The sequence below is a fragment of the Oscillatoria nigro-viridis PCC 7112 genome, assembly GCF_000317475.1.
Classification (GTDB): Bacteria; Cyanobacteriota; Cyanobacteriia; order Cyanobacteriales; family Microcoleaceae; genus Microcoleus; species Microcoleus nigroviridis.
On sequence record NC_019729.1, the window covers coordinates 1273287 to 1295296 of the forward strand.

At 47.7% G+C, this 22010-nt stretch carries 14 protein-coding genes and 1 CRISPR repeat array; of the genes, 10 read left to right on the forward strand and 4 right to left on the reverse strand.

What is annotated here, in order from left to right; translation table 11 throughout:
- Positions 1-21 precede the first annotated feature (21 nt).
- On the forward strand, positions 22-3333 hold the full coding sequence (carB, locus tag OSC7112_RS05575) for a carbamoyl-phosphate synthase large subunit (RefSeq protein WP_015174983.1): 3312 nt from the start codon (positions 22-24) through the stop codon (positions 3331-3333).
- Between the two features lie 72 nt (positions 3334-3405).
- Here carB and OSC7112_RS05580 read toward each other — a convergent pair whose 3' ends face one another.
- Together OSC7112_RS05580 and OSC7112_RS05585 are read right to left on the reverse strand one after the other, a co-directional pair.
- Positions 3406-3645 carry a DUF6737 family protein gene (locus tag OSC7112_RS05580; protein ID WP_015174984.1) on the reverse strand — a complete coding sequence of 80 codons (240 nt, stop codon included), beginning with the start codon at positions 3643-3645 and terminating at the stop codon, positions 3406-3408.
- Between the two features lie 52 nt (positions 3646-3697).
- A complete protein-coding gene (locus tag OSC7112_RS05585; protein ID WP_015174985.1) occupies positions 3698-4300 on the reverse strand; it encodes a Uma2 family endonuclease in 603 nt (200 codons plus the stop codon).
- A gap of 246 nt (positions 4301-4546) precedes the next feature.
- On the opposite strand from OSC7112_RS05585, the gene OSC7112_RS05590 reads away from it, so the two are divergent.
- The 7 genes from OSC7112_RS05590 to OSC7112_RS05620 all read left to right on the forward strand — a co-directional run bounded on the left by OSC7112_RS05590 (position 4547) and on the right by OSC7112_RS05620 (position 14475).
- Positions 4547-5209, forward strand: a complete 663-nt coding sequence (locus OSC7112_RS05590) for a vWA domain-containing protein (protein ID WP_015174986.1) — start codon at positions 4547-4549, stop codon at positions 5207-5209.
- A 186-nt stretch (positions 5210-5395) separates the two neighbouring features.
- Positions 5396-6163, forward strand: a complete 768-nt coding sequence (locus OSC7112_RS05595) for a PP2C family serine/threonine-protein phosphatase (RefSeq protein ID WP_015174987.1) — start codon at positions 5396-5398, stop codon at positions 6161-6163.
- 176 nt (positions 6164-6339) lie between these two features.
- Complete coding sequence (locus tag OSC7112_RS05600) at positions 6340-7011, forward strand: DUF7847 domain-containing protein (RefSeq protein ID WP_015174988.1); 672 nt, start codon at positions 6340-6342, stop codon at positions 7009-7011.
- Positions 7012-7160: 149 nt separating this feature from the next.
- Positions 7161-7853 (forward strand): hypothetical protein, encoded by a 693-nt coding sequence (locus tag OSC7112_RS05605; RefSeq protein WP_015174989.1) that lies wholly within the window; start codon positions 7161-7163, stop codon positions 7851-7853.
- A 351-nt stretch (positions 7854-8204) separates the two neighbouring features.
- On the forward strand, positions 8205-9971 hold the full coding sequence (locus tag OSC7112_RS05610) for an NACHT C-terminal helical domain 2-containing protein (RefSeq protein WP_015174990.1): 1767 nt from the start codon (positions 8205-8207) through the stop codon (positions 9969-9971).
- 360 nt (positions 9972-10331) lie between these two features.
- Positions 10332-12449 (forward strand): integral membrane protein kinase, encoded by a 2118-nt coding sequence (locus OSC7112_RS05615; protein WP_015174992.1) that lies wholly within the window; start codon positions 10332-10334, stop codon positions 12447-12449.
- Positions 12450-12727: 278 nt separating this feature from the next.
- A CRISPR array of direct repeats spans positions 12728-13479; the repeat unit is 37 nt; unit sequence GCCGCAATTAACCTAACTCCCTATCAGGGATTGAAAC.
- A gap of 459 nt (positions 13480-13938) precedes the next feature.
- Positions 13939-14475, forward strand: coding sequence for an MgtC/SapB family protein (locus tag OSC7112_RS05620; protein ID WP_015174993.1), 537 nt, complete (start codon positions 13939-13941; stop codon positions 14473-14475).
- A 295-nt stretch (positions 14476-14770) separates the two neighbouring features.
- Here the strand turns inward: OSC7112_RS05620 and OSC7112_RS05625 are convergent, their stop codons facing one another.
- Positions 14771-15883 carry a precorrin-8X methylmutase gene (locus tag OSC7112_RS05625; RefSeq protein WP_015174994.1) on the reverse strand — a complete coding sequence of 371 codons (1113 nt, stop codon included), beginning with the start codon at positions 15881-15883 and terminating at the stop codon, positions 14771-14773.
- Between the two features lie 892 nt (positions 15884-16775).
- Here OSC7112_RS05625 and OSC7112_RS05630 point away from each other — a divergent pair.
- Together OSC7112_RS05630 and OSC7112_RS05635 are read left to right on the forward strand one after the other, a co-directional pair.
- Positions 16776-18689, forward strand: coding sequence for a heavy metal translocating P-type ATPase (locus tag OSC7112_RS05630; protein WP_015174996.1), 1914 nt, complete (start codon positions 16776-16778; stop codon positions 18687-18689).
- Positions 18690-18987: 298 nt separating this feature from the next.
- Positions 18988-21054 carry an elongation factor G gene (locus OSC7112_RS05635; RefSeq protein ID WP_015174997.1) on the forward strand — a complete coding sequence of 689 codons (2067 nt, stop codon included), beginning with the start codon at positions 18988-18990 and terminating at the stop codon, positions 21052-21054.
- Positions 21055-21112: 58 nt separating this feature from the next.
- On the opposite strand, the gene OSC7112_RS05640 is transcribed toward OSC7112_RS05635, so the two are convergent.
- Positions 21113-21850: a Uma2 family endonuclease gene (locus tag OSC7112_RS05640; protein ID WP_015174998.1), complete on the reverse strand. Its 738-nt coding sequence runs from the start codon at positions 21848-21850 to the stop codon at positions 21113-21115.
- Between the last annotated feature and the right edge of the window lie 160 nt (positions 21851-22010).

Genomic DNA, 22010 nt, shown 5'->3' on the forward strand with positions numbered 1-22010 from the left:
CCAATTACTAATTACGAACCTATGCCCCGTCGTCAAGACTTAAAAAAGATTCTTCTTATTGGTTCCGGCCCAATTGTTATCGGTCAAGCGTGCGAATTTGACTATTCAGGGACACAAGCTTGCAAAGCTTTGCGAGAAGAAGGCTTTGAAGTAGTGTTGGTGAATTCCAACCCTGCAACAATTATGACCGATCCGGAAACTGCCGATCGCATTTACATCGAACCTCTAACGCCGGTCATCCTCGAACAAATCATCGCTCAAGAAAGACCTCAAGCAATTTTACCGACTATGGGCGGTCAAACAGCGCTAAATTTAGCAGTTGCAGTCGCTAAAAATGGCGTTTTAGAAAAATACAAGGTCGAGTTGATTGGTGCTAAGTTGCCAGCAATTGAAATGGCAGAAGATCGGCTATTATTTAAGGAAGCGATGGCGCGAATTGGGGTCGCAGTTTGTCCTTCAGGAATTGCCAACACTCTCGACGAAGCCAAAGCAATCGGTCACCAAATCGGCAGTTATCCGTTAATTATTCGTCCGGCTTTTACAATGGGCGGCACGGGAGGCGGCATTTCTTACAATCAAGAAGAGTTTGAAGAAATGGCACAAGGCGGGATTGATGCCAGTCCAGTATCGCAAATTTTAATCGAACAATCTTTGATTGGTTGGAAAGAGTACGAACTGGAAGTAATGCGGGATTTGGCAGATAATGTGGTGATTATTTGTTCGATCGAGAATCTCGACCCGATGGGCGTCCACACCGGCGATTCTATCACCGTCGCCCCGGCGCAAACTCTCACAGACAAAGAATATCAGCGCCTGCGAGATGCTTCGGTGAAAATTATTCGCGAAATCGGAGTTGAAACAGGCGGTTCCAATATTCAATTTGCCGTCAATCCTGTCAACGGAGATTTCATCGTTATTGAAATGAACCCTCGGGTTTCCCGTTCCTCCGCCTTGGCCTCGAAAGCAACTGGTTTCCCAATTGCCAAAATGGCGGCAAAATTAGCGGTAGGTTACACCCTAGACGAAATTTCCAACGATATCACCAAGAAAACTCCGGCGTCTTTTGAGCCGACAATTGACTACGTGGTGACGAAGATTCCCCGATTTGCCTTTGAAAAGTTCCCCGGTTCCGAACCGACTTTGACAACACAAATGAAGTCAGTAGGAGAGGTAATGGCGATCGGGCGCAGCTTCAACGAATCCTTCCAAAAAGCCCTGCGGGGATTGGAAACAGGCCGCGCAGGTTTCGGGTGCGACAAACCGGAAAAGTTGCCGAGTTTGGAACAAATTCGCGCCGGATTGCGGACGCCAAATCCCGAACGCATTTTTACAGTTCGCCACGCGATGATGATGGGAATGTCGGTAGAAGATATCTTCGAGTTCACAGGAATTGACCCTTGGTTTTTGGATAAAATGCAGGAATTGCTGGAAACTGAGAAGTTCTTGAAACGAACGCGGTTGGAAGAGTTGACAAAAGAGACAATGTTTGAAGTAAAGCAGTTGGGTTTTAGCGATCGCCAAATTGCTTACGCCACCAAAACATCGGAAGATCAAGTCCGCGCTTACCGCAAACAGTTAGGCATAATTCCGATTTACAAAACAGTCGATACCTGTGCCGCTGAATTTGAAGCGTTTACACCGTATTATTATTCCACCTACGAAGCGGGAGCGGCAATTTGGGACTTGGGCGATGAAGAAAAGAAAGTTTCGCCTGTGGGCCACAGTCTGGCGCCGGAGTCGGAAGTTTTGCCTTCTACCAAACGAAAAGTGATGATTTTAGGTGGCGGGCCGAACCGGATCGGACAGGGAATTGAGTTTGATTACTGCTGCTGTCACGCTTCCTATTCCCTAGGAGAAGACGGCTTTGAGACAATTATGGTCAACTCGAACCCGGAGACGGTTTCGACGGATTACGATACGAGCGATCGCCTGTATTTTGAACCGCTAACAAAAGAAGATGTTCTCAACATCATCGAAGCCGAAAATCCCGAGGGAATAATTATTCAATTTGGCGGTCAAACGCCGCTGAAATTAGCGGTTCCTTTACAAAAAGCTCTGGAAAATCACCCCGACGTACAAACCAAAATCTGGGGAACTTCGCCGGATTCCATTGATACTGCTGAAGACAGGGAGCGATTTGAAAAGATTCTGCGGGAGTTGGATATTCAGCAAGCTGCTAACGGTTTAGCCCGTAGTTTTGATGATGCTTTAATAGTAGCTCAACGGATCGGTTATCCCGTAGTGGTGCGACCGAGTTACGTATTAGGCGGGCGAGCCATGGAAATTGTTTATTCCGATACGGAATTGGAACGTTACATGACCTATGCCGTGCTAGTAGAACCCGATCATCCGATTTTAATTGATAAGTTTTTGGAGAATGCGATCGAGGTGGATGTAGATGCGATCGCTGATGTTACTGGCAATGTGACGATCGGGGGTATTATGGAACACATTGAGGAAGCGGGAATCCACTCCGGCGACTCTGCTTGTTCTATCCCTTACCAGACGCTTTCCGAGGCAGCTTTGGCAACAATTCGCCGCCAGACAGTGGAACTAGCAAAAGCCCTAAAAGTGATCGGGTTGATGAACATTCAATTTGCCGTTCAAGGGGAACAAGTTTTCATTTTGGAAGCTAATCCGCGCGCTTCTCGAACAGTGCCTTTTGTCTCCAAGGCGATCGGAGTTCCCTTAGCAAAAATGGCCTCGCGAGTCATGTCTGGCAAAACTCTAGAAGCTTTGGGTTTTACTGAAGAGATTATACCCACTCATGTTTCGGTAAAAGAAGCTGTATTGCCCTTTGCTAAGTTCCCGGGAACTGATACCTTGTTAGGGCCAGAAATGCGATCGACCGGCGAAGTCATGGGAATTGACACCGATTTTGGCAAAGCCTTTGCCAAAGCTCAATTAGGTACCGGACAAATGATGCCGCTGTTGGGAACTGTACTGGTTTCGATGCGCGATCGGGACAAAATAGCAGTTATACCCGTTGTCAAGGAATTCTTAGAATTGGGTTTCAAAGTAGTCGCAACTCACGGGACACGCAAAGTTTTGCGAGAGCAAGGTTTAGAGGTAGATTTGGAATTGAAACTGCACGAAGGGCGGCCGAATTTGTTGGATTCGATCAAGAATGAGAAAATTCAACTAATTATCACCACACCTTCGGGCGAAGAATCCCGAGCCGACGGAATCTTTATCCGCCGCACAGCTTTGACTTACAAAATCCCGATTATTACGACAATAGCCGGTGCCAAAGCGACAGCAGCGGGAATTCGATCGCTCAAATCCCACCCGATGGAAGTAAAAGCAATTCAAGACTATTACCCGCAAACCTAGACTGCGAAACACTCAAAGGTAGGGTGTGCAGGGCGCACCTTACCCTAAACACAGGCTGCGCGCCACCAAAACCTAATCTTGATGAGAATCCAAAACTCCGCTAGACAGCATCAACCTCGGCCAAACTAACAAGAAAAAACCCATCCAAGCTAATAAAGGAATCGCGACTAAAACAGTTATCCAAACAGTTTTTAATAAAAACCAACTGCCGCCAATCAGGCTAGTACCAGTTAAAAGAATCGACCAAGGCTGGCACCACCAAGGTTTGTAACTCCAAGGACTAATAGCTTTTTTTTCAGAAACAGATTTCATATTTTCAGTGATTTTTCATGGAGAATAGTCTGGCTAGCTGGATTAACCGAAGTTAAACATTCATCACCTCTTCTGCTGTCAGCGTTAATTCTGGAAAAGTCCGCGATACAATTCGTTCGCTGCCTTTAAACGCGCTTCTTTGATAGTTGCCATCTGCATCCAAAAGGTGAACAAATACAGTTGGAACTTTGGGATTTCCGAGAAATTCCCTGCTGCCAATTGCTAAATAATCGACAATCCAATACTCGGGAATTCCGAGGCGCCGATATTCGTCCAATTTGTCTGTATAATCGTCCTCCCAATTTGTTGATGTTACTTCCACTGCCAATTGAATTGGTTCCCGCAATGCAGCATAAGCAGAACGGTTCGAGCGCCACAAATCGCGATCGATTACGCTGACATCCGGCCTCCGCCCTTGTTCGATGCCGGCTTTACTTACAGTTCTGATAACGGCTGTAGTGTTGACTACATAATTCAAATTTAGTCGCCGGATTTCATCATTGAAGCCAAATAACATGAAATTAGCAACATCATCATGATTCCTTGTGGCATTCATCTCTACAATTTCTCCGTTTACCAGTTCGTAGAGTCCATCTTCTGGACATTCTACAAGGAATTGGTCAAAGGTGAATTTCTGTGTGACTGTTGCAATCATAAGATTTATCCTTATTTTGCGGTAATACTATTAGTCTATATTACCACAGGCAGGAATTAATTTGTTTTTTGACCGCAGATATCCAATTATCAAATCTACAATCTACAATTAAAAATCTCAAATCGATTCAGGTAAATGGTAAAATACGATCGCCAGCGGGCAGATTGAGTTAAATATGTCACCTACTTGCTAGGGTAGAAAGTAACAAACCTAAAAATCGAGCCACTCCCAGGTCAACCCCGAACCATGAGACTAGACGAAGCCGTAGAATTTGCCGAAAACCCAGAGCCGCGCTGTCCCTGCGTCCTCCTGCTGGACACCTCCGGCTCCATGCAAGGCGCACCCATAGATGCCTTGAATGAGGGGCTGGAAATTTTTAGGAATGACCTAATTAAAGATGAACTAGCTAAAAAGCGAGTGGAAGTCGCGATTATTTCATTTGACAATCATATCAAAGTCGTGCAAGACTTCGTGACCGCCGACCAGTTCGAGGCGCCACTGCTGACAGCTCAAGGACAAACCCACATGGGCGCAGGGATTCAGCTAGCATTAGATACCATTGCCGCCCGCAAATCCGAATACCGCAACAACGGCATTACCTACTACCGCCCGTGGGTATTTATGATTACCGACGGCGAACCTCAAGGCGAATCCGACGATGTTGTGGAAATAGCAGCACAGCGGATTAAAGAGGAAGAAATTAACAAGCGCGTGGCATTTTTTGCAGTCGGAGTGGAAGGTGCTAATATCACCCGTCTGTCGCAAATTGTCGAGCGCACGCCTGTAAAATTGAGAGGATTAGACTTTAGAGAGATGTTCATCTGGCTGTCGGCTAGTATGCAGAGAGTTTCTCACTCAAAAATTGATGAACAAGTAGCACTGCCGCCGCCCGGATGGGGAACTGTTTAGTCATTAGTCATTGGTCATTAGTCATTAGTCATTGGTCATTAGTAAGAGTGCTGTAGGGACACGGCACTGCCGTCTCCCTACGCTAGTACCTACGAACCCAGAAAAGTGCTGTAATTAGGGATAAATAAACCCGTCCAGACTTTGCAGAGTTGTGAATTTACGAAGTTTTGAGTTAAAGAGTTATTAATGCAGAATTCATCCTTTAATTGGCAAGTTGTAGCGGCATCGGTGATAGGTACGAGCCACGAAAAAAGATCGCAGCCTTGTCAAGATGCCCACTGCTGGCGTCTCTTGCCGAACGGTGTTTTAGCCGCCGCAGTTGCCGATGGCGCGGGTTCCGCAGCACTCGCAGAAATTGGGGCGAAAATTGCTGTGGAAGCGGTTGTTGAAACGATTTGCCAGCAACAGGAAAGGCTGCCTCAAAATGACGACGAATGGCAGGTATTCTTGACTGCATCACTGCAAGTTGCGCGGGCGCAGGTGGAAGCAGAAGCGGCAGTGCGGGAAGTGGCTGCGAGAGATTTGGCCTGCACTTTAATTGCGGTTGTTGCTACGCCGGAATTAATCGCAGTTGCTCAAATCGGCGACGGTGCGGCGGTAGCGGGTGATAGTGTCGGAAATGCGATCGCCCTGACTGTACCTCCCTGCGGCGAATACATCAACGAAACCGTGTTTTTGATTTCGCCGAATGCAATTGAAACAGCGCAATTTCAGGTACTGCGGGAAAAACTCCGGCACTTGGCCGTTTTTTCCGACGGCTTGCAAATGCTAGCTCTCAAAATCCCAGAAGGCACGCCGCACGGGCCGTTTTTTGCGCCTTTGTTTCGGTTTTCTGGCGAGTGGAAAGAAGAGGAAGATGCCAAACAGCAGTTAGAGTCATTTTTGCGATCGCCCCGGGTTTCCGAACGCACCGATGATGACTTAACATTATTGTTAGCAACTTTTTCTAATTAATAATGTCTCAGTAGGTAAGGGCTAACAAAAATAGTATCTTGTCCGGGCGGGTTTAGCCTAGGATCGTGAGATACCAGCGACTTGATGAGTATTCTCACTTACCCTCCCATGTAATGTTTATTTGTAAAGCCCGCTTAATAGGTTCAAATCCATTTACAAAAGCAGGATAAAAAATTATGACAGCTTCACGAATTAGTGCCAGAAGTCTGTTGCGAGAAACATTTGCTACTACGGGGCCTCTATACGCTCCCCTGTTGCTCATCAACTCTCCCAGTTTGATATTTGCCGCGCTCAATAGTTTGGGCAAGCTAGGTTCAGCAGGTGTTGCTGTCAATATTATCTACTGGTTCGTGGTAGTTCCTTTATTGTCGGGAGCCATGATTTTCTACACTTACCGAAGTTTGACAAAAAATCAAGTAACTGTGGGTCAGGCTTTCAATCAAGCAAACAGAAGATTGCTGCCACTAATTGGGGTTTACATTATGTGTTTGCTGCTGGTGTCTGCTGGCTTCATTGCACTAATAATTCCCGGATTTTATGTATCATATCGGTTGATATTTTCATCTTACGCTACCGTTATTGATAACTCTTCGGCGCTAGACAGTCTTAGCAGCAGTTGGGAATTAACTAAAGGGCGTTGGTGGTTGGTATTTCGATCCACTTTGCTGATATTTTTTGTGCTTTTTGTGCCAATACTGTTGATTTCCCTATTAATCAGTTCGACGAAAAATTTGCTAGCATCTCAGCTTGCAGCTAATCTACTCGGGTTTTTAGCCGGGCCGTCGATCAATGTTTATTTTGTTTTCTTGTACCTGCGCCTACGGGAATCAGTCGCAGCTACTCAATAGACATTTGCTCAAATAAAGTTAAGGGCTGGCAGGGTACTTACCCACAACAATTTTGGGAGATGTGTAATCAGCGGTGAAAATTTGGCGCGGTTCTATAATAAAATCGAGGAGTCAACAATTCTGCTTTAACTTGTACAGTAGGTCGTCATTTGCAAGCACAAGAGATTAAGGATAAGCTCAACTCCCTAATTAGCGACGCAGATCTAATAGATCCGAGTTTGGCGAGAAGATTGGATGAAATCAATCGCTGGGTGAAAGATGTTAAACCCGGTTCGCTAACGGCTAAAAAATTTGTGATGGCTTTTTTGCTGCAGCTTATCCGAGATTCTCAGGTTTGGCTGGCCGTTCAATCTCTACCTTCGGAAAGAGAACAGCAAGCCGCTTTTGAGTTGATGACTCCGGGGGAAAGGTATTGGTACAGCTATCTATTTCCTAAATGGCTGAGCGAAACCGATCGCAAATTTTACATTTGGAAACAAAAACTGAAAGCCGGTAAATTCGATCCGGCTGACGATCTCGTCATTCGAGCGATCGCAGCCCGAATTGTCGATCGCCAAGGCACTGTTTTGTATCGATATGTTGCAGATCTTTCTATGGCAACCGATTCGATCGTTAGCAGCCGCCAACAGCAGCCCCTCTGCATTCAAGTCACAACTCTTTCGGATGAATTCTCTGAACAAAAATATCAGAATTGGCAACAAACTCTTCAAGATTGGGGGATTGACAGAGGATTATTTTTAAGTTATGATAAAAACGATGCAAATTTCCTGAACCAGTTAGTTAACATTGCATTATATAATAGTGATAATTTGCCCGCAGGTCGTTACCTCAAGTTCCCGTAAATCAAGCATATCTGCTGCTGAGAATAGTTCGACTGCTAAAAACTCTGTGAAAAAAAATTTGACTAACTCACATATTGCACAATTTTCGGCAATGCCAAAAACCTAACCCCCAGCCTGCTTCGGGAAAAGGGAAAACAGACCAAGATTTTTCCTCCCCTTTTCTGTCTCCGGGAGGGGTCTGCCAGACGCTGGCAAGAGGTGCTTGATAGGAAGGCTAAGTAACGAGAAGATTTACCGCATCAATCAATAAGAGTGAAATAACTAGCAACTCGCTCTAAATTGAATTGAGATTTGATTTAATCGCGGTGAAAGAGTTGGAAATAAAATCAAAATACATCAAAATCAAATACTATGACTGTACAAGGTACGAGCATCGTTGAAAACAACTTGCAAAAAGTCTGGGAAGAACTGGAAGCAGCCAGAAAAATGCAGGATGAATGGATGAATTACGGGGTAGATTTTGTAGATTTGTATGTGGAAGATGCGGGAGGTGATTGGTTGGAAAAGTGGGGAAAATGTGAAGAAGAATTAGAGCAAATAAAAAATAAAAAGGTAGATATTGAAGCGGTCAAAGCAGCGATCGACATTCCCAGCTTTCAGCAGACAAAACTGCTCGAAATCGCCTTGAATTGCCGTTACTCTACCAGCTATTACTCCGATCGCCCGGAGGAGTCTCCCGCTTGGCAAGAGGTTAAGTACAAACGGCTGTCACTCTTAGGGGGATCTATTTTCGGTGCTGTTGTTACCGATTACCTCTACCGCGAATATCCAGCAATCGATCCCGATGCTATCTCAACCTTAAAAGCTCGTTTAGCAGATCCGAAAAAGCTTGCGGATTTTGCACAAAATTTGAAATTAAACGAACTTAATTGGCGCGTCTGGAACCGGAAAGAGACAGAAGAAAGGGAGTACAATATAATTGTTTCTGAGACTTGTGAAGCTTTGTTTGGCGCGATTTACTTGGAGTTAGACCGCGATTTTTTCCGTGGGGGAAACTGGCTGATTCAGGGCTGGATTGAACCAAATGTTAGCCAGCATGGGGATCTAACTCAGCGGCGAAAAATTGGACGAGAAAACGAGGTGAAACGGCGGGAAATCCTGGGTGGGGATATTCTAGATGCGATCGCGATCGACTATTTGTACCACCGCTTTCCCGAACGCAACGCCAGCCAGCTAACTCGCTGGAAAAATATGTTAGTGGCTAAAAAGATTTTTCCCAAAGACTTTAAGGCAAAATTAGGCAGTCATTACCTAGAGTTGGACAGCAATTTCTCGCGTACCCGCGACTGGTTGGTGGATAACTTTATCAAAAGCGCAGTTGACGAACTGCTAGAGGAAAGCGAAACTCAACCAGAATATGTGATTGACAGTGCAAACCCGGAATCGCTGCCAGAATTGGTCAGCCGGATTACAGACAAAAAGTGGAAAAAAGAATTTGTGAGAGTTGTCAGCATTTTGCAACCGGCTGACGAACTTTTGCTGCTGATGCAACAAAAATTAGACAGTATGGCCGCTAAGGATGAAACCTTGCAGCAGTTGCTAATCTGGGCAAATCACAAGTCTCAGTTAGTGCAAAGGAATTTCAAACCGGCGGAAATTCGCGCTTTTTATGTTGCCTTAGTTTGCGTGCTCGATTTGGCTTTGACTCGCGTCCTCGATCCGAGTCTGAAGTTTGATAGATCGAAAGTTCGCAAGCTGCGGAATAGTTTGGTAAAGGCTGGGAAAAATGTAGAATTTGCGGAGGTTAACGAGTGTCTGAAATTGGCTTTTGATAATGATGTGGCGGGTATCTTGGTTGGCATTTGGGGACTGGATATTGAACCAGAACTTAAACAACTGCTGGCACAATTTCAGACTGAGATGCCTGATTTGCAAAACTGGAAAAAGTGGCGCAAAGAGTGCGGTAGCTGTTGGCTGGCAAAATTCAAAACTGCGATCGGCTACAATCAAAACTTTCGCCCCCAACAGAAAACTTTGCTGAAACAGTATTACTATGCCCACAACTTGCTGGTGGAATGCCTCAACAGCGATAATTGTCAGGTGACACCCGCCGTCAGACAAAAAATTGAGGATAAAATGTTGTTATTGTCGGTGGATTTGAAGCTGGTTCACATTTAATTTTGATGGCGCGGAGGGGCGGGATGCCCATCCCACTCAGGGATGGACGGGCGGGATGCCCATCCCACTCAGGGATGGACGGGCGGGACGCCCATTCCACTCAGGGATGGACGGGCGGGACGCCCATCCCACTCAGGGATGGACGGGCGGGACGCCCATCCCACTCAGGTAAACAGGGCTTACCCACTCCCACCCAAGAAGCCGGGTTTTTTACCGAATCTGCGGGCTGCAACGCCTCTTTTGGTGAAAAACCCGGTTTCTCCTCACCGGTGCCTAAGTCCTAACAAAGGTAAGATTTAATGGGCAAGTCAAATTTATTGAGTGATGGCTTCCAAATCCTGTATCCCATAACGGAATTCTATGCAGTTGCAGCGCCAATTTAGCGGACAACTGATTGCGATCGATACCAAAACCGCGATCGCCAGTGGCGGTGAGGGTCGCATCTACCCGATCGCCCAAGACTCGTCCCTTGTAGCAAAAATCTACCACAAACCGACAGACGAAGACGGCGACAAACTCACAGTCATGTTCAGTATGCCGCCGGATGCGCCGATCGCGGAACCCGGGCACGCTTCCATTGCTTGGCCGATCGATTTGCTGCATACTGTCGGCGGGCGAGAAAAAATCGTCGGTTTTGTGATGCCGCGCGTCAACAAAGTGATGCCGGTACACACTTTCTACACTCCCAAAACCAGGCGCGAACAAAAACCGCTATTTAGCTATCTTTACCTCCACCGTACCGCCAGAAATCTCGCCTCGGCTGTAAACGCCCTCCACGTCAGGGGTTACGTCATCGGCGACGTAAACGAGTCGAACATTCTCGTGACGGATACGGCGTTGGTAACGCTGGTAGACACGGATTCGTTTCAAGTGCGCGATCCTTATACGGGTTACGTTTATCGGTGTCCCGTGGGGAAACCGGAGTTTACGCCGCCGGAGTTGCAGGGGCAGACTTTCCGCGATATCGATCGATCTCCAGAGCACGATTTGTTCGGTTTAGCTGTATTAATTTTTCAATTGCTGATGGAAGGTACGCACCCGTTTTCGGGAGTTTATCTCGGTAGCGGCGAACCGCCGTCTTTGGAAGCGAGAATTCGATCGGGCCATTTCCCCACAGGTACGAAGCGGATTCCCTACCGCCCGATGCCCGCTGCGCCTCCTTTTGAGATGCTGCATCCGCGGCTGCAGCAGATGTTTATCCGCTGTTTTGAGGAAGGGCACGGCAATCCTTCCGCGCGCCCGGATGCGAAAACTTGGGTGAATGCGATTCGGGAAGCGGAAGATGCTTTAGTTACTTGCAGCAAAAACAGCCAGCATAAATACGGAAATCATCTCAGTCGGTGCCCTTGGTGCGATCGGGCAAAACTCCTCAAAGGGCGCGATCCGTTTCCTTCGCGGCAAGCAGTCAGGAACGGATTGCACTTGCAGCCCGCGAAAATCAAGCGCAAAAAGCCCCAACCCCCGCCCGTCGCGAACCCACCCGCAGTGCGCCGGCAACAGCCCGCCACGGGGCTGCCGCGCCCCCTGGGCCAGTACGCAGTGCCGCTGCTGCCGATGCCGATGTCTTCTCGGAGTCGGACTCCTGCGCCTCAGCTTCCCGCGGGCAAGTTTGAGCGCATTGTTCAGGATGCTGCTTGGGGAGGTGTTTGGGGCAGTTTGTGTTTGGCGGCGATCGGGGGGATTTATTCGGTAATAGCTGAGGGCGGCGCCGCTATTTTGGGGGCGATTTTTGTTGGTACGATTTGGGGCTGTTTTTTTGGGATGATGTGGGGCGTTTTTACTTTGCCGCCGAATCAGATTTGGCGGAAGTGGGGCGGAGTTTTGGTGGGGGCGGCTTGGGGGGCTTTTTTGTTGGCGGCGATCGGCGGTGCGGTGTTTGGGGCAATTAATAGCAATCCGGGAATCGGCGAGAGGATTTTGGCTGGGGCGGGGGTTGGGGCTGTCTGGGGCTGTGTTTGGGCTGCTTTTCAGCCTCCTCTGGCGCTGCCGGTGGGGAGGGTGTGGGGCCGGCGGGGAGGGTATTTGGGGGCGGTCTGGGGCTCGTTTGTGGGGACTCTGGCTGGTATTTTTTTGGGGGCGGGGCTGGTGGTTTGGCAGCAGTACGGTGTCCAGATGCGGCCGGTGAATGAGTTTGCGGGTTTGCTGCTGGGTGTGGCGATCGTGGCGGCTGGTGTGGGTTCTGTTGGGGGTGTGGTTTCTGGGGGTTTGTTGGGTTTTTGCGGGTTTGCGCCGAAGCTGCCGATTTCGTTTCAGCCTTCGGGTGTCAATGGTGGGACTTTGGGGGCGATTTGGGGGAGTTTTTTGGGGACTTTTGCGGGTGCTGTGTTGGGGGCGGGGGTGTGTGCGATGTTTCCGGGTGTTAGCGCTGGGGTGCCGGTGGAGTTGGGGCCTGTGGCGGGGGCGATCGTGGGGGCTGGTTTGGGGGCAATTTGGGGCGTGGTTTCGGGTACTGTTTGGGGGGCTTTGGGGAAGTGGTGATCGGTTGATGTGTGTTTTTCGGTGGAAAATGCGTCTAGGAGTAGGTGTAAAAATCGAGGTGTGAAATTGGGGGGCTATAATTTAGATCCTGTAAGGGTTAGAGGCACTTCAACCAATAAAATGGGAGACGCAATCGCTGAAATCTATACAGGAAAAGGGTTTGAGGGCTGTATGAAAATGTGGGTATTGACAAGTCGAAGGCTGAAATGGTACTTTTGTTTTACGCAGACGCAAATGAACCTTGAAAACCAAATACAGCAAAGCTTCTGGAACGGGCGGCCGCAATTAACCTAACTCCCTATCAGGGATTGAAACTCCAACCTTAAATTCCTGAGCTGATCGCTTTTCGCCGCAATTAACCTAACTCCCTATCAGGGATTGAAACACCATAAACCCCATAGGGGCAAGGGCCACACCAGCCGCAATTAACCTAACTCCCTATCAGGGATTGAAACTCGCTCGGCTTGTTCTTGCAGCAATCGTGCGTACTGGCCGCAATTAACCTAACTCCCTATCAGGGATTGAAACTTTAAAATCTAATTGGACGGATAGGCTAATCAGAGTAGCCGCAATTAACCTAACTCCCTATCAGGGATTGAAACAGTTCATCTTTAGAACCGCGTACAGATCGGGATTTTCGCCGCAATTAACCTAACTCCCTATCAGGGATTGAAACCAGTCACGCTTGCTACCTTTTGAAGTTGTCCACAGCCGCAATTAACCTAACTCCCTATCAGGGATTGAAACAGTCATTCGATAATTCTTGAAGATTTACAAGCCAAGGGCCGCAATTAACCTAACTCCCTATCAGGGATTGAAACTGGTATTGTATTGCGGTCTGTAGCCATCGAGCCGCAATTAACCTAACTCCCTATCAGGGATTGAAACGTTGAAACTCCTGATGATTTCACCAAACATATTGAGCCGCAATTAACCTAACTCCCTATCAGGGATTGAAACGTGGAGAAGCAGTTAAGTTGTTAATTAAATCAAGCCGCAATTAACCTAACTCCCTATCAGGGATTGAAACAGCCCGCAAATTGATATTCAAGATGCGGACGCGGTGAAGCCGCAATTAACCTATAGCGGTTCTCGGAAAAATGAGGTATTCACGAATTAATTAACAATTCCCCAATCCCCCAATCTAAAATCTAAAATCTAAAATCTAAAATCTAAACTTGTACCTGATCTATCTGAGAAAGGCTATAACTCCCTATCAGGGATTGAAACCCCTTGTACAACCTTTTGCACGAAGAAAATTATTAGCCGCAATTAACCTAACTCCCTATCAGCGTGGGAGTTCCAGCGTTTGACGTTTCGGGGTCGCACATCGACGAGCCGAACCTCTACTTGAATCTAACTTAGTCTTAACTTAAACTTAACCTAATTCCCTAGTAAATCTAGCGGCTAACCGGAGTTACCTTGAGTCAGCCTGCCCCGCCTGGGAATGCGTCCGCGTGAAGAGCCAGTTCTAGTAGGAGTACAGGCAATGAGTTCTATATTTTTCAGCCCCAACGATTGGCAGACAGTCACCTTGAGGCTGACGGCTGCACTACTGGTAGGCTTCGCGATCGGCATGAACCGCCAGCAGCCAGGTAGACCGGCAGGTTTAAGAACCTTTACGATCGTGAGTCTAGGCGCAGCTATATTTGTAATGATTCCTTTGCAGATGGATGGCGACAGCACCTTTTCCTCTTCCAACGCTTTAAGCCGAACTATCCAAGGAGTTGCCACAGGGGTAGGATTTCTGGGGGGCGGAATCATTCTGCAACAAACTCAATACCCAGTGGGTAAAGCTGAAGTCAAAGGACTAACTTCCGCCGCAACTATTTGGTTGGCTGCCGGATTAGGTGCAGCGGCAGGCTGCGGTTTGTGGGTGATGAGTTTGATAGGAACCCTGTTTGCACTCTTGGTTTTGAGTGGCGTCAAACGGCTTAAGAAGTCTGCTTTGATACGTGCTTATGCTAACAGCCAACCAAAAACACGAGTCAAAGATGCAGCCTCAGTGCAAGATCGGCAGCCATAATAACTGAGCTTGCCTTTGAAAAAGTACAAGATATACTCAGCACCGTCAAAGACAATGGTGAGTAGCTGAGTACCTTTGGCGGTTAATTGCTCTGGCTGGAATCTCCGAAATTTTTAGGTTAAAATAGAATCCAAATCTTGTTTGTGGGTGATATTGTTTCCGGTTGCATCGGTATTGTTCAAATGCCCAAACACTCAACAGTCAACTGACAACAGTCAACTTTGAACGAGGTTGAAGTCAGAATTGCGCTATCAAACAAATCCCTATACAGGAGAATTTGAGTTGTACGCTTTTCTCAAGCCAATTTTCCATTCAGATGACAGTGACAATTCGGCTTTTCAATCAAAGACTCAACCAAAGCATTCAAAGCAACCGCCGCCAACAACCCGCCGCCAAAAGTTCCCACAGTTGTAATATAATCAACGCCCGATCGCACTAACCGCCGTTTCGCCACCGGAGAATGACTAAAACCGATCGGCATTCCAACTACCAAAGCCGGTTGCAGTTGCCCGCACTCGATCGCCTCGCAAACCGCCATCAGCACAGACGGCGCATATCCTATCACCAATATACATCCTTTTTCCAGTTTCAACAACTTATCAAACCACTCACGCTGCTGCCAGAATTCCTGTTCCGCTTCCGCCGCAGCATTGATGTGCGGATCGTCAATTAAAGTTGCAATACTTGTTCCCAAATGCGCCAATCTAGTCCCATCCAAAGCGGCAAAAACAGGCGGCACATCAGCCACAATTTGACACTGATTTTTCAAAGCTTCCCGCGCCGATTTAATCGCCGTTTCGCTCAACTTCACAAACGGCAGCAGCGAACAATCTCCGCAGGCTAACACCAGTTTTGAAAGCAAGTCTACCTCAATTTCCGAGCGATCGGGCAAATCCGGCAACAAATGCTGCAGCGACTCCCCAAAATCCTCCGGGTGAGTGTGCGCCCCCGCATCCCAACCCTTCCAAATTTGTTCCAACTCATCCAACCCCCCCTCAGTTTCCGCCTGCAACAGCCTTAATTGCGCCAGGGCGTCCGCTTGCACCGCTTGACAGGAAATATCCCGCCCCAGCAATCCTTCCAGCGCCGAAGCAGTTTCTCTGAGGCGAACAATTTGCTGAATAACCGACAGATATTGCCGTTGCAGAGTCGCCATCAGCGCGTCAGGGGAAGCATCCGCATCAGTTTCTAACAGTTTGCGGATGTGAGACAGTTGAAAGCCTTGCTGCTTGAGTGCGACTATTCTTTGCAGTCTTTGCACGTCGCTGCGGGTATACAATCTGTAGTTAGAGGTCGATCGCACCGCCGGAGATAGCAGCCCCAATGCGTGATAGTGTCGCACCATCCGAGGGGTAATTGTGCCTTTTACCGCTTCTGTAAGTTGTTTGATTGTCAGGTATTGTTGCATTGGATTTTGGGAATTTTGGGACTGTATATTTGGTTCTCGAATTCACCCGCAGTCCTAGGAGTGAATCAATTCCCCGTCTCATAGCAGAAGTCGGTTAAAACCGACTAAAACATTAAATTCAATTCTCAGCCATCTTCAGTCCTCTTCCAGAGGACTTGCGCTATGAGACAGGGAATTCATTCCCTGTCGGACTCTGGGACTCAACTATTCTTATTGCATGGGATTTTAGGATTTGGAAATTGTATATTTGGTTCTCGAATTCACCCGCAGTCCTAGGAGTGAATCAATTCCCCGTCTCATAGCAGAAGTCGGTTAAAACCGACTAAAACATTAAATTCAATTCTCAGCCATCTTCAGTCCTCTTCCAGAGGACTTGCGCTATGAGACAGGGATTTCAATCCCTGTCGGACTGTCGGACTCTGGGACTCAACTATTCTTATGGCATGGGATTTTGGGAATTTTGGGACTGTATATTTGGTTCTGGAATTCACCCGCAGTCCTAGGAGTGAATAAATCCCCCGTCTCATAGCAGAAGTCGGTTAAAACTGACATCTTGCAGCAATATCAATAAGAGGATTTTTCGTGGGGTCGGGCGGGTTTATAGAACCTATTTGCAAGCTTTAAGGCTGTTGGCGAACCCGCCCCTACGGCTAATTGAGAATGGTGCAAGATCTCGGTTTTAACCGACTCAAACATTAAATTCAATTCTCAACTCTCTTCAGTCCTCTTCCAGAGGACTTGCGCTATGAGACAGGGAATTCATTCCCTGTCGGACTCTGGGACTCAACTCGCCCCTCGTTGATGCTGAATTTATTTTGGTTTCACTCTTGACATTGACACTAATGTCAAAGTTTAGGCTAAAGGAGTCATTCTACCAAATCAAATTTCCCCAATGACTCCCAATTCCCTCCCCATTTCTCGCCTCGGGCGCCTCGCCGAAGAACACCCCGATGCTGTGACTGCCGCCCTGTGCGGAATTCTAGTAATCTTGGGTTCGCTAGCCCTGCAATTGGGCTGGCTGGGTGTAGCCGCGTTAATCTTACCCGCAGCTTATGTTATCGGCGGCTATTCCAGCACCCGCGAAGGCTTAACTACGCTTTTTCAAGAACGCGAATTAGATGTAGATTTGTTAATGATTGTCGCTGCTTTGGGCGCGGCCGGTTTGGGGATGTGGCGGCAAGAATATCATTTAATTGTTGACGGCGCCGTGCTGATTTTAATCTTTGCAATTAGCGGCGCGCTGGAAGGTTATGCTATGCAGCGGACTGAACGCAGCATCCGCAGTTTGATGAGTTTGACTGCGGATACTGCTAGGGTGGTAATGTACGGCGGGGAACGGGAAGTTGCGATCGACAAATTGGAAATTGGCGATTGCATTTTAGTCAAGCCCGGAGAAATCATCCCCACAGATGCGATAATTATTGAAGGCTGCAGCGCGATCGATCAAGCCTCGATTACCGGCGAATCGATGCCCGTGGAAAAAACCAGCGGCGATGAAGTCTATGCAGGTACAATTAACGGTGCCGGCGCGCTGAAACTCGAAGTTCATAAAACTCCAGAAAGCAGCTTAATTCAGCGAGTGATTCGGCTGGTTCAAGAAGCGCAAACAGCAGCGCCGCCTTCTCAAATGTTTGTGGAAAAATTCGAGCGCGGTTATGCCAAATTAATTGTCGCTTTAGGCTTGCTTCTCGCAACATTGCCGCCCTTTGTTTTGGGCTGGAATTGGGAAGAGACAATCTATCGGGCGCTGATTTTCCTAGTAGTCGCGTCCCCCTGCGCCCTGATGGCTTCGATTATGCCGGCGCTGCTTTCGGGAATTGCTAACGGGGCGAGACAGGGGATTTTGTTTAAAAGCGGCGCGCAATTAGAGATGATTGGTAAAGTCAGGGCGATCGCCTTTGACAAAACCGGAACTCTCACCACGGGAAAACCCGAAGTTATCCAAATTGTACCAGCCATCGGATATACTGAAACAGAAGTTCTGCAATTAGCTGCCGCCCTAGAAGCCCATTCCGAACACGCGATCGCCTCTTCAATTGTCAGCGCCGCCCAGCAGCAACAGTTACAATTGTCCACGGCTACCGATGTACAAGCAAAAATCGGTCAAGGAATTATCGGCAAAGTCAACAATCAAATTATTGCCATTGGTAAAGCCGATTTTGTCGAAGCAACTTCCGAATTGAGTCAAATCAGCCAGCAGTTGCAAGCAGAAGGTAAAACCGTTGTTTGGGTGGCAAAAGGCGAGCAGCTTTTAGGAATCATTGCAGTAGCAGATACCATCCGCCCCGAAGCAGCAGCAACGGTAAAACACTTGCAAAAATTAGGCGTAGAACATATAATTATGCTAACCGGCGACAACGAGCAAACAGCTCAACACATCGCCCGCCAACTAGGCATCAACGAAGTGTACGCCGAACTTTTGCCAGAAGACAAAGTGCAGGCAATTAAACAACTGCAAACCCAGTATCAAACTGTAGCAATGGTGGGAGACGGCATCAACGACGCCCCCGCCCTCGCTCAAGCTTCCGCGGGCATTGCGATGGGAATTTCCGGCAGCGATGTTGCTTTAGAAACTGCAGATATCGTATTAATGGCAGATAAGTTAGAGCAACTAGCTAAAGCAATTAGTTTGGGCCGCCGCGCTCAAAATGTTGTCAAACAAAACATTGTTTTTGCACTCAGTTGCATTGTCCTGTTATTGGCAGCTAATTTTTTCGGAAATATCACCATGCCTTTCGGCGTCATCGGCCACGAAGGATCTACAGTAATAGTAACCTTAAGCGGTTTGCGACTCCTCAGAAATTAGACCAATCGAGACAGAGGAAGAGTGATATCAAATCCGCCCTTCATCGGAATTATTAGTCTCTCTCTTCTCTTCCTCTGCGTTCTCTGCGTTCTCTGCGGTTAAAAAATAAAAATATTAAGAAAAACTACAATTTGTGTTTTCGTCACTCAAAATACGCTAGCGTCAAAAGTATAGAATCATACCAAAATCTGAAATTGCTCGAAAATGCAATAAAAATTAACCTAGAAAAAGTCTAGAAAATGGTATAGAACTGGTTGCACCAAGAGCAATGGAAAACAAGTTTTCTGTTGGAGGCAATATGAACGAAAAAGTCCTTGGGGCCGCGCGGAACGTTGCAATTGTTGGCCCTTATTTAAGCGGTAAAACCGCACTGCTAGAAAGTTTGCTGTCGGTGACAGGGACAATTACCCGCAAAGGAAATGTCAAAGATGGGAACACAATAGGTGATAGTTCGCCGGAAGCGCGCGATCGCAAAATGAGCGTAGAAGTAAACGCCGCCACCGCTGAATATGAAGGCGTCCGCTTCACATTTCTCGACTGTCCGGGATCGGTAGAATTTGTCCAAGAAACTTACAATGCGCTGATTGGTGTGGATGCGGCGATAATAGTTTGCGAACCGGTTGCCGATCGCGCTTTAACCCTCGCACCCCTGTTTAAATTCCTCGACGATTGGGAAATTCCCCACTTAGTTTTCATCAACAAGATCGATCGGGCTTGCACTGACGAAACTACTTGCTGCAGCAACTTCACCGACGTGCTCGACGCGCTCAAATCGGTTTCCAGCAGACCGATCGTACCTCACCAATATCCGATCGGCAAAAACGAACAAATCATCGGTTTTATCGACTTAGTAACCGAACAAGCTTACCACTACCGTCCGGGCGCGGCCGCAGAGCCCGTCCCGCTTCCAGAACACCTCAAAGCACAAGAAAGCGCTGCGCGGCAGCAAATGCTCGAAGAATTGGCGAATTTTGACGACCATTTACTCGAAGAATTGCTCGAAGAAATCAATCCCGACGCCGAAGAAATTACCCGCGATTTAAAGATGGAATTAGGCGCAGATTTAATTGTGCCAGTATTCATCGGCATCGCCGAACAAGATTTCGGCGTGCGGCCTCTGCTGGAAGCTTTGCTGAGGGAAGCGCCGACACCGGAAACTACAGCCGATCGCCGCGGGATTATACTAAGTGAAAACAAAGTTCTGGCTCAAATCCTCAAAACCTATTACACGCCCCAGGGAGGCAAATTATCGTTAGTGAGAATGTGGCGGGGGACGCTGGCAGACGGAGCAATTTTGAACGGGGTTCGAGTTAACGGTTTGTACCGCTTGACCGGCCAGCAAACGCAAAGTTTGCAGTCTGTCAGCGCCGGGGAAATTGTGGCTTTGGGAAGGCTAGAAGGCTTGAAAACAGGCGATACGCTGGCGATCGACCGATCGGAGGAATTGCCAAAAGCCGAAATCATCCCGCCTGTCTACGCACTGGCGATCGCCCCAGAAAAGCGCAACGATGAAGTTAAGCTGAGCTCCGCTTTAGCTAAATTGCTAGAAGAAGACCCATCTTTAGTCTGGGAACAGCACGGCGACACTCACGAAATTATACTTTGGGGTCAAGGCGAAATCCACCTGAAAGTAGCCTTAGACAGGTTGCGCCGCAAGTATAACTTGCCGATGCTAACTCACTTACCGCAAGTGCCGTACAAAGAAACCATCCGCAAACCAGCATCTTCCATCCACGGGCGCTACAAACACCAAAGCGGCGGGCACGGACAATTCGGCGACGTGTACCTCGACATTCAACCGCAGCCTCGCGGAGAAGGTTTCACGTTTAGCGACAAAATAGTCGGCGGCGTCGTCCCAAAACAGTATATACCCGGCGTGGAAGTGGGAGTGCGCGAGTATTTGGATCGCGGCCCGCTGGGTTTCCCGGTGGTAGACGTAGCGGTGACGCTGACGAACGGTTCCTACCATACCGTTGACAGTTCCGAACAAGCTTTCAAGCAAGCGGCGCGTTTGGCGATGCAGGAGGGAATGGCCAAGTGCGAACCGGCATTGCTGGAGCCGATCGCCAAAGTTGAAATTTGCGCTCCGAACGAGTGTACATCAAAGGTGTTGCAGTTGGTCAGCGGACACCGCGGCCAAATTCTCGGCTACGAAGGTAAAAAAGACTGGAAGGGATGGGATGCAGTTTCTGCTTATTTGCCGATCGCAGAAATGCAGAATTTGATCGTAGAATTGCGATCGCAGACAATGGGAGTCGGATTTTTTAATTGGGAGTTCGATCGATTGCAAGAAGTGCCGGAACCTTTAGCTAAGCGGGTGTTGCTAACGACTAACGGAAATGGAAACGGCAACGGTAAAAGTTAGGTAATTGTCTTAAAAAACCCGGTTTCTTGAAGAAACCGGGTTTTTGCACGAGTTGCAATTACAATTCATTGGGGTCGATTCCCATTTCTCGGAGTCTTAATTCTAAAGCTTGCGATCGCGATCGTTCTTGTTCCAACAAACTTTCTGCTTGCTGAACCTGTTCTTCTGCCTGCTGAACCCGTAATTCTGCCTGCTGTGCCCGCGTTTCTGCTTGCTGGATCAGTTGAGCGAGTTCTACAAAACTCACAAAGGGTTCTCCCGACGGCCCGAACATTTCGAGTCCGGTTTCAGACAATCCAAAGCGCACGCCCAGTCTGGGACTAATCCAACCGTCTATTTGTTCGATCGCTTCTAATTCTTCCTCAACCCGCTGCCATCCTGTCAATTCTAATGTTTGCGGGTCGAATAAATAGTATTCTTCCACACCGTAGCGTTCGTAAAATTTGAACTTTTGAATCATCGGAGTGAGGCGATTTCCCGGCGACCAAATTTCAAACACCACTTGCGGCGCAATATTATCTTCATTCCACTGTTGGTAAGAACCTCGATATCCTTTTGGTCTACCGAAAACTACCATTGCATCCGGTGCTTGGGAAATTTTGTTATTTCCTTCTACCGGATACCATAGCAAGTTTCCTGCTACGAAAACATTAGCAACGTTAGCAAATAACAATTCTAAGTTTTCCTTGAGCCAGACGATTAATCTAAATTGCTCAGTATTGTCTGACATGGGTTCGCCGTTGTCGTCGGGATAGATGATATTTGATTTGTCGGGAGATTGCAGTTGTGTAACCATTGCTGTTTCCCCAAATTGGCTAATGACTTTATTTTATTGTAGACGAACCGCGAGCGTATTCCCGACCACCTTTTACGGGCGGCTTCACCTGCTTAAAAGACTTATTGCATAAATTTTTGCTTGATACAAAAACCGCCGATGTAAGGCAGATAACGCAGAT

Bases quoted from the DNA above. Each gene is read 5' to 3' on its own strand.
- OSC7112_RS05580 (WP_015174984.1), bottom strand. From the start codon at position 3,645: ATGAAATCTGTTTCTGAAAAAAAAGCTATTAGTCCTTGGAGTTACAAA.
- OSC7112_RS05620 (WP_015174993.1), top strand. From the start codon at position 13,939: ATGAGTTCTATATTTTTCAGCCCCAACGATTGGCAGACAGTCACCTTG.
- OSC7112_RS05630 (WP_015174996.1), top strand. From the start codon at position 16,776: ATGACTCCCAATTCCCTCCCCATTTCTCGCCTCGGGCGCCTCGCCGAA.
- OSC7112_RS05640 (WP_015174998.1), bottom strand. From the start codon at position 21,850: ATGGTTACACAACTGCAATCTCCCGACAAATCAAATATCATCTATCCC.
- OSC7112_RS05600 (WP_015174988.1), top strand. From the start codon at position 6,340: ATGACAGCTTCACGAATTAGTGCCAGAAGTCTGTTGCGAGAAACATTT.
- OSC7112_RS05610 (WP_015174990.1), top strand. From the start codon at position 8,205: ATGACTGTACAAGGTACGAGCATCGTTGAAAACAACTTGCAAAAAGTC.
- OSC7112_RS05635 (WP_015174997.1), top strand. From the start codon at position 18,988: ATGAACGAAAAAGTCCTTGGGGCCGCGCGGAACGTTGCAATTGTTGGC.
- OSC7112_RS05595 (WP_015174987.1), top strand. From the start codon at position 5,396: ATGCAGAATTCATCCTTTAATTGGCAAGTTGTAGCGGCATCGGTGATA.
- OSC7112_RS05590 (WP_015174986.1), top strand. From the start codon at position 4,547: ATGAGACTAGACGAAGCCGTAGAATTTGCCGAAAACCCAGAGCCGCGC.
- OSC7112_RS05585 (WP_015174985.1), bottom strand. From the start codon at position 4,300: ATGATTGCAACAGTCACACAGAAATTCACCTTTGACCAATTCCTTGTA.
- OSC7112_RS05615 (WP_015174992.1), top strand. From the start codon at position 10,332: ATGCAGTTGCAGCGCCAATTTAGCGGACAACTGATTGCGATCGATACC.
- OSC7112_RS05625 (WP_015174994.1), bottom strand. From the start codon at position 15,883: ATGCAACAATACCTGACAATCAAACAACTTACAGAAGCGGTAAAAGGC.
- carB (WP_015174983.1), top strand. From the start codon at position 22: ATGCCCCGTCGTCAAGACTTAAAAAAGATTCTTCTTATTGGTTCCGGC.